Origin of the sequence: Gimesia maris, from assembly GCF_008298035.1 — a bacterium.
In the GTDB taxonomy this organism is placed as follows: Bacteria; Planctomycetota; Planctomycetia; order Planctomycetales; family Planctomycetaceae; genus Gimesia; species Gimesia maris.
In genome coordinates this window covers 2,248,254-2,263,884 of record NZ_CP042910.1, presented here as the reverse complement: position 1 = coordinate 2,263,884, position 15,631 = coordinate 2,248,254, and the positions used below count along the sequence as shown (strand labels likewise).

At 49.2% G+C, this 15,631-nt stretch carries 12 protein-coding genes and 13 tRNA genes; 9 read left to right on the top strand and 16 right to left on the bottom strand.

The features are described from left to right. The first annotated feature begins 128 nt into the window (after window positions 1-128). From GmarT_RS08635 to GmarT_RS08625, 3 genes are all read left to right on the top strand, one after another. Window positions 129-1,022 (top strand): LysR family transcriptional regulator, encoded by an 894-nt coding sequence (locus GmarT_RS08635; protein WP_002644800.1) that lies wholly within the window; start codon window positions 129-131, stop codon window positions 1,020-1,022. A 167-nt stretch (window positions 1,023-1,189) separates the two neighbouring features. Continuing rightward, complete coding sequence (locus tag GmarT_RS08630) at window positions 1,190-2,629, top strand: catalase (protein ID WP_002644801.1); 1,440 nt, start codon at window positions 1,190-1,192, stop codon at window positions 2,627-2,629. Window positions 2,630-3,154: 525 nt separating this feature from the next. Beyond that, the gene (locus GmarT_RS08625) at window positions 3,155-5,140 is read left to right on the top strand and encodes an ATP-dependent nuclease (RefSeq protein WP_002644802.1); all 1,986 of its coding nucleotides are present in this window, start codon (window positions 3,155-3,157) and stop codon (window positions 5,138-5,140) included. A 50-nt stretch (window positions 5,141-5,190) separates the two neighbouring features. On the opposite strand, the gene GmarT_RS08620 is transcribed toward GmarT_RS08625, so the two are convergent. From GmarT_RS08620 to GmarT_RS08550, 15 genes are all read right to left on the bottom strand, one after another. After that, the gene (locus GmarT_RS08620) at window positions 5,191-5,799 is read right to left on the bottom strand and encodes a hypothetical protein (protein ID WP_002644803.1); all 609 of its coding nucleotides are present in this window, start codon (window positions 5,797-5,799) and stop codon (window positions 5,191-5,193) included. A gap of 232 nt (window positions 5,800-6,031) precedes the next feature. Beyond that, on the bottom strand, window positions 6,032-6,595 hold the full coding sequence (locus GmarT_RS08615) for a 2OG-Fe(II) oxygenase (protein ID WP_002644804.1): 564 nt from the start codon (window positions 6,593-6,595) through the stop codon (window positions 6,032-6,034). 56 nt (window positions 6,596-6,651) lie between these two features. Continuing rightward, window positions 6,652-6,724, bottom strand: a tRNA-Ala gene (locus GmarT_RS08610). A gap of 89 nt (window positions 6,725-6,813) precedes the next feature. Next, window positions 6,814-6,896, bottom strand: a tRNA-Leu gene (locus GmarT_RS08605). A gap of 11 nt (window positions 6,897-6,907) precedes the next feature. Beyond that, a tRNA-Tyr gene (locus tag GmarT_RS08600) sits at window positions 6,908-6,989 on the bottom strand. Between the two features lie 21 nt (window positions 6,990-7,010). Further along, window positions 7,011-7,088: transfer RNA gene (locus GmarT_RS08595), tRNA-Leu, on the bottom strand. Between the two features lie 9 nt (window positions 7,089-7,097). Further along, window positions 7,098-7,172, bottom strand: a tRNA-Asp gene (locus GmarT_RS08590). Between the two features lie 14 nt (window positions 7,173-7,186). Next, window positions 7,187-7,260: transfer RNA gene (locus GmarT_RS08585), tRNA-Leu, on the bottom strand. Between the two features lie 13 nt (window positions 7,261-7,273). Beyond that, a tRNA-Trp gene (locus tag GmarT_RS08580) sits at window positions 7,274-7,344 on the bottom strand. Window positions 7,345-7,380: 36 nt separating this feature from the next. After that, window positions 7,381-7,455, bottom strand: a tRNA-Asn gene (locus GmarT_RS08575). 39 nt (window positions 7,456-7,494) lie between these two features. Then, a tRNA-Pro gene (locus GmarT_RS08570) sits at window positions 7,495-7,570 on the bottom strand. A 10-nt stretch (window positions 7,571-7,580) separates the two neighbouring features. Next, a tRNA-Gly gene (locus tag GmarT_RS08565) sits at window positions 7,581-7,651 on the bottom strand. A 30-nt stretch (window positions 7,652-7,681) separates the two neighbouring features. After that, window positions 7,682-7,754, bottom strand: a tRNA-Thr gene (locus GmarT_RS08560). 113 nt (window positions 7,755-7,867) lie between these two features. Beyond that, window positions 7,868-7,939: transfer RNA gene (locus tag GmarT_RS08555), tRNA-Lys, on the bottom strand. Between the two features lie 69 nt (window positions 7,940-8,008). Next, window positions 8,009-8,081: transfer RNA gene (locus GmarT_RS08550), tRNA-Glu, on the bottom strand. Between the two features lie 492 nt (window positions 8,082-8,573). Here GmarT_RS08550 and GmarT_RS08545 point away from each other — a divergent pair. Together GmarT_RS08545 and GmarT_RS08540 are read left to right on the top strand one after the other, a co-directional pair. Then, a complete protein-coding gene (locus GmarT_RS08545; protein ID WP_002644808.1) occupies window positions 8,574-9,932 on the top strand; it encodes a right-handed parallel beta-helix repeat-containing protein in 1,359 nt (452 codons plus the stop codon). A gap of 46 nt (window positions 9,933-9,978) precedes the next feature. After that, on the top strand, window positions 9,979-10,497 hold the full coding sequence (locus GmarT_RS08540) for a hypothetical protein (protein WP_149302543.1): 519 nt from the start codon (window positions 9,979-9,981) through the stop codon (window positions 10,495-10,497). 39 nt (window positions 10,498-10,536) lie between these two features. Here the strand turns inward: GmarT_RS08540 and GmarT_RS08535 are convergent, their stop codons facing one another. Next, window positions 10,537-11,628 (bottom strand): prenyltransferase/squalene oxidase repeat-containing protein, encoded by a 1,092-nt coding sequence (locus tag GmarT_RS08535; RefSeq protein ID WP_002644810.1) that lies wholly within the window; start codon window positions 11,626-11,628, stop codon window positions 10,537-10,539. 200 nt (window positions 11,629-11,828) lie between these two features. Between GmarT_RS08535 and GmarT_RS08530 the strand changes: the two genes are divergently transcribed. The 4 genes from GmarT_RS08530 (at window position 11,829) to GmarT_RS08515 (ending at window position 15,406) form a co-directional block, all read left to right on the top strand. Then, complete coding sequence (locus GmarT_RS08530) at window positions 11,829-12,851, top strand: NHL repeat-containing protein (RefSeq protein WP_002644811.1); 1,023 nt, start codon at window positions 11,829-11,831, stop codon at window positions 12,849-12,851. 112 nt (window positions 12,852-12,963) lie between these two features. Continuing rightward, complete coding sequence (locus tag GmarT_RS08525) at window positions 12,964-13,761, top strand: hypothetical protein (protein ID WP_002644812.1); 798 nt, start codon at window positions 12,964-12,966, stop codon at window positions 13,759-13,761. Between the two features lie 42 nt (window positions 13,762-13,803). Then, the gene (locus GmarT_RS08520) at window positions 13,804-14,106 is read left to right on the top strand and encodes a S24 family peptidase (RefSeq protein ID WP_044236721.1); all 303 of its coding nucleotides are present in this window, start codon (window positions 13,804-13,806) and stop codon (window positions 14,104-14,106) included. Window positions 14,107-14,446: 340 nt separating this feature from the next. Next, entirely contained in the window at window positions 14,447-15,406 is a 960-nt protein-coding gene (locus GmarT_RS08515; RefSeq protein ID WP_002644814.1) for a histone deacetylase family protein, read from the top strand. Window positions 15,407-15,631: the final 225 nt, after the last annotated feature.

Here is a 15,631-nt window from a genome sequence, read left to right as displayed (position 1 = left end):
AAAAAATCAGATCCAGAAACAGGTTCGTAATGGCTATCAGCGGTGCTTAACCACTAAACTATACCTTCACAGCATAGAACACAGATTCTAAATACCTTTTCAACATCACAAGATCGGAACCCGCTGCGATGGAAGTTGATCAGTTACGCTATTTTTTACGAGTTGCCGAACGCGGTAATTTTACCCGGGCAGCCGAAGAATTGATGATTTCGCAGCCTGCTCTCAGCCGTTCCATTCAAAAACTGGAAGAAGAACTGGGGCAACCGGTCTTCGAGCGTAAAACCCGCTCCGTCGCATTAACGGAAGCGGGGAAGTTACTACAGTCTCGTGCTCAGCAGGTACTCACGTTACTTGCCGATACGAAGGCGGAAATTTCAGACGATGGTCAAAGCGGCCAGATTCGGGTAGGTGCCATCCCCACCATTGCCCCTTTTTTCCTGCCTGATTTGTTACGTCAGTTCTCTGCCGAGTTCCCTAAAGCGTCGCTGATCGTTCAGGAAGACACAACCGACCATTTGCTCAAACGCTGTACCCAGGGAGAAATTGATCTCGCCATCATCGCCCTTCCGATCCCGGCCAAATATCTGGAAGTCGAGGAACTGTTCGAAGAAGAACTGTTTCTGGTCCTGCCACCAGATCACCCCCTGGTAAACAAACCTCATATCCGCTTAAACGATATCAAATCGTACCCCTTCGTACTGCTGGATGAAGCACACTGCCTGTCAGATAATATTGTATCCTTCTGCCGACAACGCTCCTTTCATCCCGTGGCGGTTGAGCAGACCAGTCAGCTGGCGATGGTGCAGGAACTGGTCTCTTTATCGCATGGAATCTCCATGATTCCCCAGATGGCACGCCAACTCGACAAAACAGACCGCCGTGTCTATCGCTCCATCAGTGGAAACAGACCCACGCGAAAAATCGCCGTCGTCTGGAATCCCTATCGCTTTCAGAGCCAACTGCTACTGGAATTCCGAAAACGTCTTCACGAGTATTCACAGACTCAGTGCTCACTGAAATAATTTTCGTAAAACCATGCGCGTGAGGTATGACAGCTATCCACTCATAGCATTAGACTTCCTGCGCGCAGATCAATATAGTTAACAGGCAGCTCAGATTGAGCTCTATGTCCCTGTCACGATTGAATAGAAAACGACGTGATCCTGCAAACTCTCAAGGAACAGTTACCATGACCGACAAGCCGACACTGACGACAACCGGCGGAGCCCCCGTCCCCGATAATCAGAATTCTCTTACCGCCGGGCCGCGTGGACCTGTATTAATGGAAGATTACCAGTTAATCGAAAAACTGGCACACCAAAATCGGGAGCGGATCGCCGAGCGGGTCGTGCATGCGAAAGGCTGGGGTGCGCATGGCACACTGACAATCGAACATGACATCAGTAAATATACAAAGGCCAAAGTCCTGCAGCCCGGAACGAAAACCGAGATGATCGCCCGTTTCTCGACCGTCGCCGGCGAAGCAGGCGCCGCAGATGCCGAACGTGACGTGCGCGGCTTCGCCCTCAAGTTCTATACAGAAGAGGGAAACTGGGACCTGGTCGGCAATAACACACCTGTCTTCTTTGTTCGAGACGCCTATAAGTTCCCTGATTTTATCCACACCCAGAAACGGCATCCCAAAACCAATCTGCGGTCCCCCACCGCAATGTGGGACTTCTGGTCGCTCTCACCCGAATCACTGCATCAGGTGACCATTCTGTTCTCCGACCGTGGCTTACCAGTCGGCGTCAGAAACATGAACGGATACGGCAGCCACACTTACAGTCTCATCAACGACCAAAACGAACGCTTCTGGGTGAAGTTCCACTTCAAAACCCAACAGGGTCACAAGCACTGGACAAACGCGGAAGCCGAACAGGTCATTGGAAAAACCAGAGAAAGTACACAGGAAGATCTGTTCTATGCCATTGAAAAAGGGGACTTCCCCAAATGGAATATGCAGATCCAGGTTATGCCGGAAACGGATGCCGACCTCACACCCTATAATCCGTTCGACCTGACCAAAGTCTGGCCGCACGGCGACTATCCTTTAATCGACGTGGGTACGATGGAATTGAACCGCAATCCTGAAAACTATTTCGCGGAAATCGAACAGGCTGCCTTCTCCCCTTCGAACAAGGTCCCCGGCATCGGCTTTTCTCCTGATAAAATGCTGCAGGCCCGCGTCTTCTCCTATGCCGACGCGCACCGTCATCGCATCGGCACGCACTACGATGCACTGCCGGTAAACGAACCAAAATGCCCCGTGCATCACTACCACAAAGACGGCGCGATGCACTTCAAATCCAACGGTTGCCCCGTAGACGCCTATTACGAACCCAACTCCTTCAACGGTCCGGTTGAAAAACCCGATGTCGCCGAGCCGCCACTGAAGATTTCGGGCGATGCCGCCCGCTATGATCACCGCGAAGGCAACGACGATTACTCGCAGCCCCGCGCCCTGTTCAATCTGTTCGACGACGGACAGAAATCGCGACTGTTCTCCAACATCGCCGCCGCCATGCAGGGCGTGCCCCAGGAAATTGTCGACCGCCAGCTCAAACACTTCGAGCTGGTCGATTCCGCGTATGCTGCCGGCGTGCGGGCAGCGTTGAACGCTTCCTGATAGTGAGCTGTCTTAAAATAGAAACTCCCCTCCCGATGGTTTCCCGTCGGGAGGGGAGTTTTCTTTGTATGTTACTTTAACCAGCAGCACTCCGTGGCTAAGACGCTCCTAAGTCAGCCAAAAACAATCTGTACGTGGTTGAAAAAAACGTTTTGAAAAATGTTACTTTTTCTGATTCACTCTTTATTCTCAAAGCATCCAGACAATGCGTTTCACCCTATGAATCATAGGATTTCAGTAGTATTTACCTTGGGATTTCACGAAATGAAATAACCCACCCCCGTTTATTACTACTCTGGCCTCGAAACAGGGCCTCCAATCTTATCTGCTTATCCCTTCATTTTTCATTTCTTCTGCAAGCAGATTTCCTTCTACTTGCTTAATCTCTGTTTCAGACTGGATTATCTGAATTATTATGCTTCTATACATTCAATGCCACATATCTAGACACTTGAACTTAATAACGCAAAGCATGATAATCCTTCCACCAAGTTATCTTCAGTACAGAGAAAAGGTGGTTATATCATGCAACTCATTTCTGCACAAATTACGAATTTCCGAAGTATCACTGACTCTGGAATATTTTCAATTGATCCCAAAGTCACATGCCTTGTTGGTAAAAATGAAAGTGGAAAAACCGCCATTCTGCAAGCACTTGAAAAAATCAACCCTTTAGATTCCAGTCATCGTGAGTTTCGCTCCTTAGACTTTCCTCGTGCGAGATTAACAGAGTTTCGCACTCGACAAGATGAGGAAGAAGACGTTCATTCTGTTACTACTTTTTGGAAACTTGACGACAGTGATGTCAAAGCAGTTGAAGAAATAGTTGGCGAGGGAGTCTTAAAATCAAGAGAAATCAAAATATCTAGAGGATATTACAATTCAACATATTGGATTTTCAATCAAGATGAAAAAAAAGGATTTGAAAATCTCCTTGATGAATCTTCTCTTCATGCGGAAGAGAAAGATTCTATAAGACTAACTGGTTCTATTAAGAAAGCAAAAGAATATATTTTAAGTAAGAGCAAAACAGCTGAGGAAGGCGGTGGTGAAATCCGTTCCAAGCGTGAAGAGGAGCTGCTTGAAACAATTAATGATTACTACGGAACTAAAGCTTCTTCCTGGCAAGCAATTGTCGATGTTCTACACGAACGATTGCCAAAAATGGTTTACTTTGGAAACTATATGACCATGCCAGGTCAGATATCGATTGAAGACCTCAATAAACGTCCGGGTGCGAAGGAAGAGGAACCTAATAAAGTATTTCTCGCATTGCTCAGTCTGATAAATAAAACTCCCGAAGATTTAGTGGAAATCGGTGAGTTTGAAATGATGCAAGCAGAACTTGAAGCCGCTTCGAGCAGCCTTACAAGAGAAATTTTTAATTATTGGACACAGAACCGCAATCTCAGGGTACAGTTCAGGTTTGAGCAAGGAATGCCTAATGATCCAGCCCCATTCAACTCTGGATATGTAATGCGAACTCGAATTGAAAACCTGAGATATGGAGTAACGACTAGCTTTGATGATCGAAGCACGGGTTTTGTGTGGTTCTTTTCTTTCCTTGTTTGGTTTAGCCAAGTGAGAAAGAACTATGGTAAAAACCTAATAATCTTGCTAGATGAACCCGGTTTATCACTACATGCCAAAGCCCAAGCAGATCTACTGAGATATATTGAGGAAAGACTAAAAGAGTTCCAAGTGACCTTTACAACTCACTCCCCCTTTATGATCGACTCAGAACATTTAGAACGAGTAAGAACAGTAGAAGATATTTTTGTTGAATCCGACGATCCGTTTGAGGAACAAGAAAGTGATTTGGGAACTGTAGTGGGTGATAAAGTCTTAAGCACCGATAAAGATACTCTATTTCCATTACAAGCAGCATTGGGATATGACATTACCCAAACTCTTTTTATTGGAGAGCACACTTTGCTAGTAGAGGGACCTTCAGAAATCCTTTATCTGCCGTGGTTCAGTAGAAAACTAAAAGCAGAAGGACGTACTTACTTAGATCCGCGATGGACGTTAACGCCCTGCGGTGGTATCGATAAAGTACCATCGTTTCTATCACTATTTGCTGGCCAAAAATTACATATTGCTACGCTTGTTGATTTCGCTGATGGAGGAAAAAAACGAGTTCGTGACCTGCGATCAAGTGAACTTTTAACAAGCGGCCATGTATTATCCGCAGATATATTTGCAGGACAAGACGAAGCTGACACGGAAGATCTTTTAGGCCGAGATGCCTATATCGGCTTAATAAATGATTGCTATGGCCTAAAAGGTGATGAAAGAATTCCAGCTAAAAAACCAGCAGATGCTCCAGATCGCGTAGTGAAAGAAGTAGAAGAGCACTTTAAAACAAAAGCAACTTCTGGTGATGAATTCGATCATTACCGGCCAGCTGAATTTCTTACACAAAAAGGCCTCAGCTACAATCTCAAAAAACCGGAAGTTGCACTGGATCGATTTGAAGAACTATTTAAAGTATTGAATGCACTACTCTAAATGCTCAACTTAATGGCTCTGAATTAAACTACCAGAGCATTGAGGGATCATTACTTTTCGAATAAGTCATCAAATTCTTTACGAGCATCAGCAATGTTTTCATCATCGCCCGTGGCAATATTGAACATTAAGCTGAGAATTAACATCCGTCCGGATGAGATTTCAGAATCATCGATTTCAGTATTATCAAAATCCGGGTTGGCAGGGATTGCAAATTCACGTATCCACCATTTGTCGATCTTTGTTGTCAACTTAACAATTGCATTCAGTAAATCCAGATCAATCTCTTTTACGGATGCAACGAACTCCGGTAATTCGTGAGTAATTTCGTTTCGGTGATGAAGGATCTTATTAGCCAAATCATGTTCAACAGAGTTTATCGCCCCATTCTGACACAGCCACATCAACGACGCATGCAGGGGGCTCTTTTTCCCTTTAGGATCTAATGATATTACTTCACTCTCATATTTCGAAAGAAAGCGTGCATCCTTTTCATCCAATCCCATCTGATAATTTTTTTTGAGTTGAACGATTACGGAATCACAGAATAATTCCCAGGCTGCGAGATACAGGGAAGCGTTAATTAAATTTGATTTTAATAGTGCAGGGTTAAGTAACTTGAACCACCCTGCATTTATATTTTTCGAATTACGACTCATTAAGATACCCACTTCTTCAACTAGAACTGTTCCCATTACCCAGAAATATCGAATGGGGATGAGTTCACACAACGAAAAGAGATTAAATGAAGCAGCCGGGTGGAGCCATATTTCATCCTGAACTGCCTCCCATCCCTACTCCAAGCCTCTTGTCAATTCCTGTTTTGATACCTGTAAATATAAGAATAAGAGTAGTCAAGAAACAATTGCCCCGCCTGTAAACCACTCTTTTTCATTTTTCCGGCACGGCAAAAACGACATCCGAACGCATTGCGTACTTGATGCCCGTCTCCACCATGTTGCCTGAATGATAGAGTTCGTGTGGAAAGATCACGGCCAGTCCGGTTTCCGGCACGACCTGATTGTGATCAAAAGTGGTTTCCCCGCCCGTATACTCGTTGTTGAGATAAAACAGCACCGTGTAAAATGTCCGACGGGTTTCGCTCCATTCGTAGGCAAAGTCTTCATGCCGACGGAACTGTTCGCCTGGCAGATATTTGTAACAGCGCAGCACTTCATTCAGACCGCATGGCTGAAAGGTCGCCAGTGGTGAATTCAGGTGCGGATACGGTGTGAATCCATCCGTATAAACTTCTGTCAAAGCGGGAACATGTTGCTGCAGACGCTGCCAGTAAGTGTCTGCCAGTTCCTGATCCGTAAAAACGCAACGGGCGCGGACCACGCGATCACGATCGCCGGAGAGTTGTTCTTTGAAGCCCTGCGTTTCCAGTCGTTCGATGAGCGCAGCACATTCCGTCGCGCTGAGGAAGTTTCTCACCTGGATAATGCGTCTCATCGGTCTCTCTCAATTCCCTGTCCTGATCGCAGGATTGATTGTCATAGCCAGAAAAGTGGACCGGATGGGAATCGAACCCAACACACCGACTTTGCAAGAGTCAGTCGCCCCCAAGGTACATGCCAGCCCAAAAGTAATAAATAGCAGAGCCCGGAATCGAACCGGGTGCACCAACCTTATGAGAGTCGGCCGGGCACCTGCCCCTCTGCGTAATGTAATAGCCAAGGCGAGATTCGAACTCGCAATCCCTGAGGGAACGACTTTCTGAGAGTCGCGCGTCTACCAGTTTCGCCACTTGGCCATAAGTAAAAGTGCGTCGGGACGGAGTCGAACCGCCACAGCTTAACAGCGGGTGGGTTACAGCCACCGGGGCTCGCCAATGCCCAGCCAACGCAGATCATAAGTTTTCAGTCAGTAGCGCGGGCGGGAGTCGAACCCGCAGACAATCACGAAATTTTAAGTTTCGTTGCTTTACCAGTTTGCATACCGCGCCGAATTTAAGCGTCCCCGATGGGATTTGAACCCACGACCTTCTGCGTGACAGGCAGACGAGCACTCCGGACTGCTCCACGAGGACGTAATATTTTTCAGTAGCTCGAGTGGGATTCGAACCCACAGCATCACTGATTCTAAGTCAGTGTGGTCTGCCAGTTGCCTACCGAGCCGGATTGGATTAAGCACGCCCCCAGGGATTTGAACCCCGATCGACCGGGTTGGAACCGGTCATGCTGCCGTTACACCAGAGGCGTCTGTTTTGAGATAGAAGACGATGACTTCCACTCCAGCTGCGGTGGCAGGAATCGAACCTGCGTCAAGACGATTAACAGTCGCCCACCCGTACCAGCACGAGTACCACCGCATTATTATCTTTCTCTTTCATGATCCCGCGTTTCGCGGAGTCAGGGTGACTGGATTTGAACCAGTGATCTCGTGCTTCCAAGGCACGCGGGTTAGACCAGACTTCCCTACACCCTGTTTAAAAAAGAGCGCCCAGCGGGAGTCGAACCCGCACTTCCGCCATGGCAAGACAGTAGGCTGCCGTTACATCATGGGCGCTGATTGGTTTGTTGATTGTCATAGTTCAAGAGCACCAGGTGGGATTTGAACCCACATGACCGTGTTACAAAGGCGACGTCTTACCAGGTTAGACGACCGGTGCGTTAGACTGCGTCCAGTTTTACTGTAGCGTCTCCAGAGCCAATTGGATCGAGTATATTAGATTGAAAGACGCTATGGTTAAATGTGATGCGCTCTAGATCTTTCATTTCAAAATGGGGCCGGAGGGATTCGAACCCCCACCTGTCTGGTTAAAAGCCAGCGATGCAGCCGTTACACCACGACCCCAAATAGAGAGGGGCGTGCGTTTAGAACAAAACAGATCAACCATGATAAATACTCCTTAAATGTTTTTAATGACCCGTGTGGGAGTCGAACCCGACCTGACCGGCTTGAGAAACCGGTGACCTCACCCGAAGTCGAACGGGCCTTGTTTCAGTACGTACCTCAAGCGTCATGCAGACGAAGCGGCACTTGTGTGTTTAGAATTCCATTTGAGTTTTGTGAAGACGCAAAAAAACCCGCTGCCTGATGACACCGGGTGATTTCAGAAGACTGCAGATCAACCAGGTGTTAACAGCGCAAATTGAGCGCGAGCATATCTTCAGCCGGGAGGCCGGCTGCAGGATTGCCTGCGGGTTTGCCGTTTAAACTGATTGTCCACAGATAAGAAATCATGGAAGATCATATTCCGTTTTTGAATGTGATGAAAAATAAGCCAACGTGTCTGTCAGTTGTACTGACTGCCTGATTAGATGCGTTTCAGAAGAAACGGTTCGCTGTTTTTTTGAGAAAAAGCGGTTTCTTTTCAGATGCGCGAGGGGGACGGATTATTTCATTGTTTTTCTCAATTCTGAAGATTAACCTGAAGAAAGGCGAAATCATCCAGCGAGTCCCTCTGCTTTAGAACAGGATCAGGTCTTTGTTTTCACTCAATCTCATTAAGACGTTTCCCATCTCTGTTCTACTGGCAATCTTACCTGCGGGCCCCCTGTCCGCTACAGATTATTATGTCGCCACGTCAGGTAACAATCAAAATCCCGGCACTCAGAATCAACCATTTCGTACTGTTGCCCGCGGTATCAATGCAGCCCGTCAACCTGGTGACACTGTTTTGATCCGCGCAGGAATCTATCCGCAGATACGTACGTTGAATCTCGCCAACCCTGGTACTGAAGGCCGATTCATCACATTAAAGGCTTTTGAGAATGAAGAAGTCATCATCGACGGCAGCAATTTACCGGAAGATGCGACGCTGATAGCCGTCCTCGCTCATCATATCCGTATTCAAGGCTTGACCGTCCGCAATTCACAGAACATAGGCATCTCGATCTGGGGGCCGGGCACGCGCGTGCATGCCGTCGAAGTCAGCGGCAATCGCGTGCATCATTGTCAGAACAGTGGTATCTATGCCGGGTTTAACAGACTGAGTGATCCCGTGCGTGACCTGCTTATCGCTGATAATATTATCTCAGAATGTTCGCTGATGAATGAAGGCGGACAATATAACCAGTGGAGCTTTGGCGCAGGAGCCGGCCTTTCCCGAAAAGTAACCATTATAAACAACACCGTTTCTCATTGTTATGGCGAAGGAATCGGCCTCTATCTTTCCAACAAAGGAACCATTGAAGGAAACACAGTCCACGATAATTTTTCAGTCAACATCTATCTGGATAACACAACCAATACGCGTGTCAGTCGCAATCTGGTTTATTCAACTGAAGATCAGCGATTCTACCGCTTTAATCACCCGGCGTCAGGGATTCAGATTGCCAACGAAAATTACCAGGGCTTTAACAACCCTTCTTCACATAACGTCATTACCAACAACATTCTGATCGGCAACTATATCGCTATTTCCTCGGGTAGTTATCAACGTGGCGGCGGATTGAAACATACCCTCATTGCCAATAATACGGCCTGGGGTTCGATCGGTCCTCTGCTGCACATCGATGCCGACACACGTCATTACAAGTCGCGTATCAGCAACAATATTTTCAAACAGACTGGAAAGATTCCTCTGACTGACATTCAGGGTTCGACCACTCAGATTGAATTCAGTAACAACCTCTGGCATGGTGGCGTGCCTCAGCAGTCTGCGCGCAGCACCAGTGATCTCCAGGCTGACCCACAGCTCATTAACGGGGGATCCTTCAACCCGGAAGCCTATCAACTGAGTGAAAGCTCACCCGCCCGCAACGCCGGAATGATACTCCCGGAAGTGGAGCTGGATTTCAACGGTAAGCCAAGGAATAATCGCATTAATCTCGGGGCGTGGTGAACCGAATGGCGTCTATCAGGTCAATCAAAGATTCTTGAATCAACTCTTGTCAGATCAATCCATTCTTCTCATGATCATCATCCAACATATCACAACTCTCTGGACCAAAAAATCGCGAGGGATGCCTGCCGCGGAGAAAAGGAACGCCGTTCCGCTCAAGTTACTCTTACCTGTTGCGCCTCAGCCCCTGCCACCGGTATTCGTGCATAAAATCTTCGCCGAAGAAAATGACTTTCAATTGAAACAGACAACACAGTTCCCCCACTCAGAGGAGCAATACTGGTCATTCCAGTTTCAACAGCAGGGAGATCAACTGGAAGTGGCATTTACATACTGTAGGACCGAGCACGGTGCACCAGACCGGGGCTCCTGCACCCGCCCGCTGTTCAGTCTGAAGCTGAACCAGACGGGAACCTTCTCAATCAACGGCCGATTTTCTTCATATCAGGGCCCGTATTATCAATCGCATACTGTCAATCTAGGCTTCGTCGATCGCTTTCACGACAATCTGTTTCTAACCCAGACTCCGGATCACAGCATCGATCTGCGCGCTCATCTGTTTTAAAGAGATATATCCAACGCGTCGTCATCAAAAGAGATACAATCACCGCATTGCCAGCAGAGGCACATTGCCATAAGGAAACTGTAACACAAGCAGCGCCATCGCGGTCGCGTATTCGTCCCCGATGCTGGCGTCGTGCCAGGCGCCACTGGTTGACTGCTGTTCGAGAAGCTCGTCACGAACCAGCGGATACCAGCGATCCCATTCCGGTTTGCCTGCCTGCCAGGCGGCGTGTGTCGCGTAGAATCGTCCGTAGAAATGGTACTCGGCCAGTTGTCCCGGTGAAAGTTCCTGCGGGGGATGTGGTTGTTTCAAATAGTCGCGTCCACGTTTGACAACTTCGTCATCCTGGAGTCCGGCACAGGTGAGTGCCACCACTGCGGCTGCGGAGCGGGGAAACAGCGATTCGGGAGGATCGTCCAGTCGATAACGGAATCCCCCATCCTCGTTCTGTGCCCGCTTGAGAAATTCAACGCTCCGCTCAATGGCTTCCCGAGGCACGCCAATTCCCGCCTGACGGGCTGAGAACAACGCCAGCAGCTGACAGGTGGTGATTGATACATCCGCGTCTTTGGGGTCGGAAGTATAACTCCAGCCCCCCTGCTCGTTCTGTAGATTCAAAATCAATTCCGTCGCCGCTTTCAATTTAGCGCGGACGTTCGGATCGAACGACTCGCCAAACACTTGTCCCAGTAACATGGTCGCGAATCCGTGACCATATAGCGTCGCATGCGTGCGGACCTCTGCTTCGACGATGAAGCCATTCTCCTGTGCCCTTCCCAGGAGATAACGCATGCACTCCTGGATCGAACGACGATACGGGCCGGTCATGCCACGATGTGACAGAAACGCCGTCCCCGCCAGCGCACAGATGCCGACATTCCGCGCGTAAGAACCTTGCCTGCCGAATCCGCCATCTGTCATCTGTTGTGAAACCAGCCATTTCAGGCCGCGTTCGATGGCCGCCTGTGTCTGCGGGGTGACATGCTCCGGGATCACAGGAAAGCCTGCCTGAACCAGAGTGCCGCGCCACCAGTTACGTAGTGCAGTCAAAGTGCCGACAAACACCGCGCCCAGTGCGCTGCGGCGGGAAAACTTCGGTTCTTTTTGCGAGGCAGATTCGACTTTTGACATACTCAATACTTTCACCAGAACAACTCAGGACTGTCTCCATTCTATACGTGCGGGCCACTTCCCGTCATAATAATTTACTGGAAATTCAGCAGTCTTCGAATCTCTTTGATCGAAAAGACTCAGTCGGGTATGATCGTATGAGTTTTAAGCCCGTGATGACCAGAAAGTAAACGGAATTGTCCTGTACATTGGAAACGACAATGCTGAAACATTGGCTGCTCTATACTCTGTGTTTCCTGATATCCCACAGCATACTTCCCGTCGTCGCTGCTGATGAAAAACCTCAGACAGCCACGTTCCTGAAAACCTGGGGTCAACAGGGAGACCAGCCGGGTGAGTTCCATTTTCCGATTGATCTTGCGATTAACGCCAGCGATGAAATTTTCGTGACCGATCACCTGAATGACCGCGTGCAGAAATTCGATCGCACAGGCAATCTGCTGGCACAGTTCCCGGTGCTTCCCAATCCGGGTGGACTCGCGCTGGATAAACAGGGGAACCTGGTTCTCGCGCACATCGTGGCTTCGGGATCGAGCAGACATAAAAGCGGCGATCGAATTTCGATCTATTCCCCTCAAGGCAAGCTCATTCGCCAATGGGGAAAGCCGGGGAAAGGACCGGGCGAATTCAACTGCCCGGGAGGCATCGCGGTGGCAGACAATGGCCGGATCTATATCGCCGATCAGACCAACCACCGGGTCCAGGTCTTTGATCCCACGGGCCAGTTTCTGTTTGAATGGGGCAAGTACGGCAGTCAGCCGGGCGAATTCGGCGGCAAAGCATCTCCCAACTCGCGAGTCGGCGGTCCGCAGTTCCTGGCCTTCGACTCAGAGGGAAACCTCTGGACGACCGAAGGGGCGAACTGCCGCGTCCAGCAGTTTACAGCGGAAGGAAAGCTGCTCAAGTACTGGGGAACTGATGCCGACGCACGGGGAGGACTGGGCGGTTATTTCAGCGGTTTTGACGGCAAGCCTGTAAAAATTCTCACCGGGCCGATTGCGGTCTGTATCGATCAGAAAGATCGTCTCTGGATCTCCGCCGTCAGCGGCCGCGTGCAACAGTTTTCTCCTGCAGGAAAGTATCTCCGCGGCTTTGGTATGGAACAGGGTACCGCTCCCGGTCAGTTCTACGCGCCGCATGGCATGGCATTCGACAGCAAAGGTCACCTGTATGTGGTCGATGCCTATAACCACCGTATTCAGAAGTTTGCGGTGGGACAATGAAATCTCGCATGCGTTTCAGTTAAGAATTTCATTTTCCCCTGCAACCGTTATAATCAATGGCGACGCAGGCACCGCATTCATTCTTGTTCTTTTTGACCTCTGACTGATCCTCATGAGAGACTTCTTACTCAGCTTACTGTGCCTGATTTTGTTACCGGCCTGTTCTACAGTCCGGCAAGAGCCCGAAAACTGGCAGCCTCCCGAGAATCCCGACCCGGAAGAGATTCTGAACAGCATCCATGATGACGTGGTCGCAAAACGCTATCAGACAGCTCTGGCGAAACATGTCTGGTTTTTTGAAAACGCGCTGCAATATAAACCAAAGTTGTATGGCGTACGACTTCTTAGTGGTTTGAGGGAATGGGCTGAATTGGCAAAAATCTATCCACCAGCCCTCGTGAAACTCAAAGAGGCGCGCGATAAGGCGTTGAAACAGGTGCGTGAGGGAGAAGATGTCTGGCCTGCATTCCAGGATCTGACTTCACTGAACCATCATTTGAATGAAGACACGCTGACAAAAGACACGTTTCTCCTACTCCAGCAACAAAACCCCACGGCGGCCAGGACAGTGTATGTACTGGCCCAACCGGCTCTGGTCAAAGCGGGGGAATACACAGTCTGTGGTCAGTATCTGGAGCCGGAGAGTTTCTATCAGAATATACTTGAGATCCGGCATGCCGAACTGAGGCTGAGCCAAACCCCACAGAGCAGTCCCAATACTCTGATGTTTTCAGACAAGCGATTTACCAGCGATGTTGGAATTCTGGTCGCTTTACTGGTGGTCAATGACCGGGCAGACGAAGCCCATAAAATCGCAAACCAGGCCCGACAAGAGTGGGATAATGCCGACTTCCACAAAGCACTTGATTCCGCCCTGACCGGGAAAGTACCTCCGCTGTGGCCTAATTAAGTTCAGTATTGCCAATCGAAACGATATAGAAGGAGCACCCCCATCGGCTGGGCCACACACTACATTGAACAACTGCAGGCAGGTGAGACCGTCTCTTTTCGTCCGCGGGGGAATTCCATGAAAGGAAAAATTGAATCCGGGCAGCTCTGCACGGTCGCCCCCGTTCTGGAAGATGATCTCCAGAAGGGAGACATCGTGCTCTGTAAAGTGAATGGCAGTCAGTATCTGCACCTGATCAAAGCCATACAGGGCAAACGCTTTCAGATCGGCAATAACATCGGCCGGATCAACGGCTGGATTACGTTTCAGTCCATTTATGGTAAGCTGATCCAGGTTGAACCCTGACCTGATGGTGAAGTTTATCAAGTAATCAAAACCAGGGGAGAACAATCTCAACAAAACGAGGATGATTTAGCTGAAATCGGCTCAATCCTCCCCCCAAAAGCAGAAGCTGGGATCGAAGGTAATTCAATCCGCGGGCAGGGATTCGCAGCTACCGCGATCAATTCAAAGTAACCGGTTTTCTTGAGAGCCTTCTGTTGAGCGAACCCAGGAGGAAAAATAGAATCAATCTACTTAGCAGTCGTTTCAATGATCTGATGTTGCCACCTGCGCTTTACCAGGGAGTCACGCGACATCGACATGAGATGCGAATTACTTTTAAAGGAAAGTCGGAAGTCCTGCCATGTGCCGCATTGTTTATTCTCCCAAATACAATATTGGTTTTTACGGACTGGAGCGCCTGCATCCGTTCGACTCTCGCAAATACGGGCGCGCGTGGAAACAGCTTCGTGCACGTTTTGGAAAGTCGCTGCGTCAGATCCATGTTTCCCCGGAACGAGCCGTCAGTCGTGAGGAACTGTTACTGGTTCACACGGAAGGCTATTTGAAACAACTTTCCAATTCGATGTATGTCGCGCAGGCACTCGAACTGGCACCGCTGCAGTTTCTACCATTCTGGATCATTGATCACCACGTGCTGCGTCCGATGCGCTGGGCTACACGTGGTACGATTGTGGCCGCTCAAGAATCGCTGGAACATGGTCTGGCCATCAATCTGAGCGGGGGATATCACCACTCAAAACCAGCCCAAGGCGAGGGGTTTTGTGTTTATGCTGATGCAGCGATCGCGGTGGCTACACTGCGACAACAGGCTTTGATCTCAGAGACCGACCGGATTGTTTACGTTGATACCGACGCGCATCAGGGGAACGGAGTGAGCCATGCGTTTATGAACGACAATCGGGCGTTTCTGTTCGATATCTTCAATGCGCGGGCCTATCCGCAGAACGATGTCGCTGCGCGGGAACGACTGGACTGTGAGATTGGGATCACGGGGAGTTGGACCGATCGCGAATACATGCTGGAGCTGGAAAACAGACTCCCCGGCTTTCTCGATTCGGTTTGCCAGTCGCCCGTCGGACTGGCGATTTACAATGCAGGCACTGACATTTTCGCGGGCGATCCCCTGGGGGGGCTGAATATCTCCGCACCAATGATCCGTGAACGCGACTTATATGTTGTCAGCGAGTTACGCAAACGGCAGATTCCCACGATCATGTTGCTGAGCGGCGGCTACACAAAACAGAGTTTTCAACTGGTTGCCGATTCTGTGACGGCGCTGTTTGAGAGAGAGGGATATTGAAAACGGGGGCCGACTCGTGAGGCGACTTACCGCAGTCTGGGAGTAGACAGGTCAGCGAACTCTGTTCCCTGATCGTCTCCCGCGATCACTCTCAGACCTCCTGTTGCCCGCAGCAATCCAGAACTACATTCGCTTTTTAGTGATTCAAGATTTTCATCTGCGGGCGTGGGGACACTTCTTTTATAATTCTTTGTGAAACATAAAAGGGGACGTTTACACAAGCAC

What these genes read in the sequence shown, in the direction of transcription:
- GmarT_RS08635 (WP_002644800.1), top strand. Translation starts at nt 129, where the DNA reads ATGGAAGTTGATCAGTTACGCTATTTTTTACGAGTTGCCGAACGCGGT.
- GmarT_RS08630 (WP_002644801.1), top strand. Translation starts at nt 1,190, where the DNA reads ATGACCGACAAGCCGACACTGACGACAACCGGCGGAGCCCCCGTCCCC.
- GmarT_RS08625 (WP_002644802.1), top strand. Translation starts at nt 3,155, where the DNA reads ATGCAACTCATTTCTGCACAAATTACGAATTTCCGAAGTATCACTGAC.
- GmarT_RS08620 (WP_002644803.1), bottom strand. Translation starts at nt 5,799, where the DNA reads ATGAGTCGTAATTCGAAAAATATAAATGCAGGGTGGTTCAAGTTACTT.
- GmarT_RS08615 (WP_002644804.1), bottom strand. Translation starts at nt 6,595, where the DNA reads ATGAGACGCATTATCCAGGTGAGAAACTTCCTCAGCGCGACGGAATGT.
- GmarT_RS08535 (WP_002644810.1), bottom strand. Translation starts at nt 11,628, where the DNA reads ATGTCAAAAGTCGAATCTGCCTCGCAAAAAGAACCGAAGTTTTCCCGC.
- GmarT_RS08530 (WP_002644811.1), top strand. Translation starts at nt 11,829, where the DNA reads ATGCTGAAACATTGGCTGCTCTATACTCTGTGTTTCCTGATATCCCAC.
- GmarT_RS08525 (WP_002644812.1), top strand. Translation starts at nt 12,964, where the DNA reads ATGAGAGACTTCTTACTCAGCTTACTGTGCCTGATTTTGTTACCGGCC.
- GmarT_RS08515 (WP_002644814.1), top strand. Translation starts at nt 14,447, where the DNA reads ATGTGCCGCATTGTTTATTCTCCCAAATACAATATTGGTTTTTACGGA.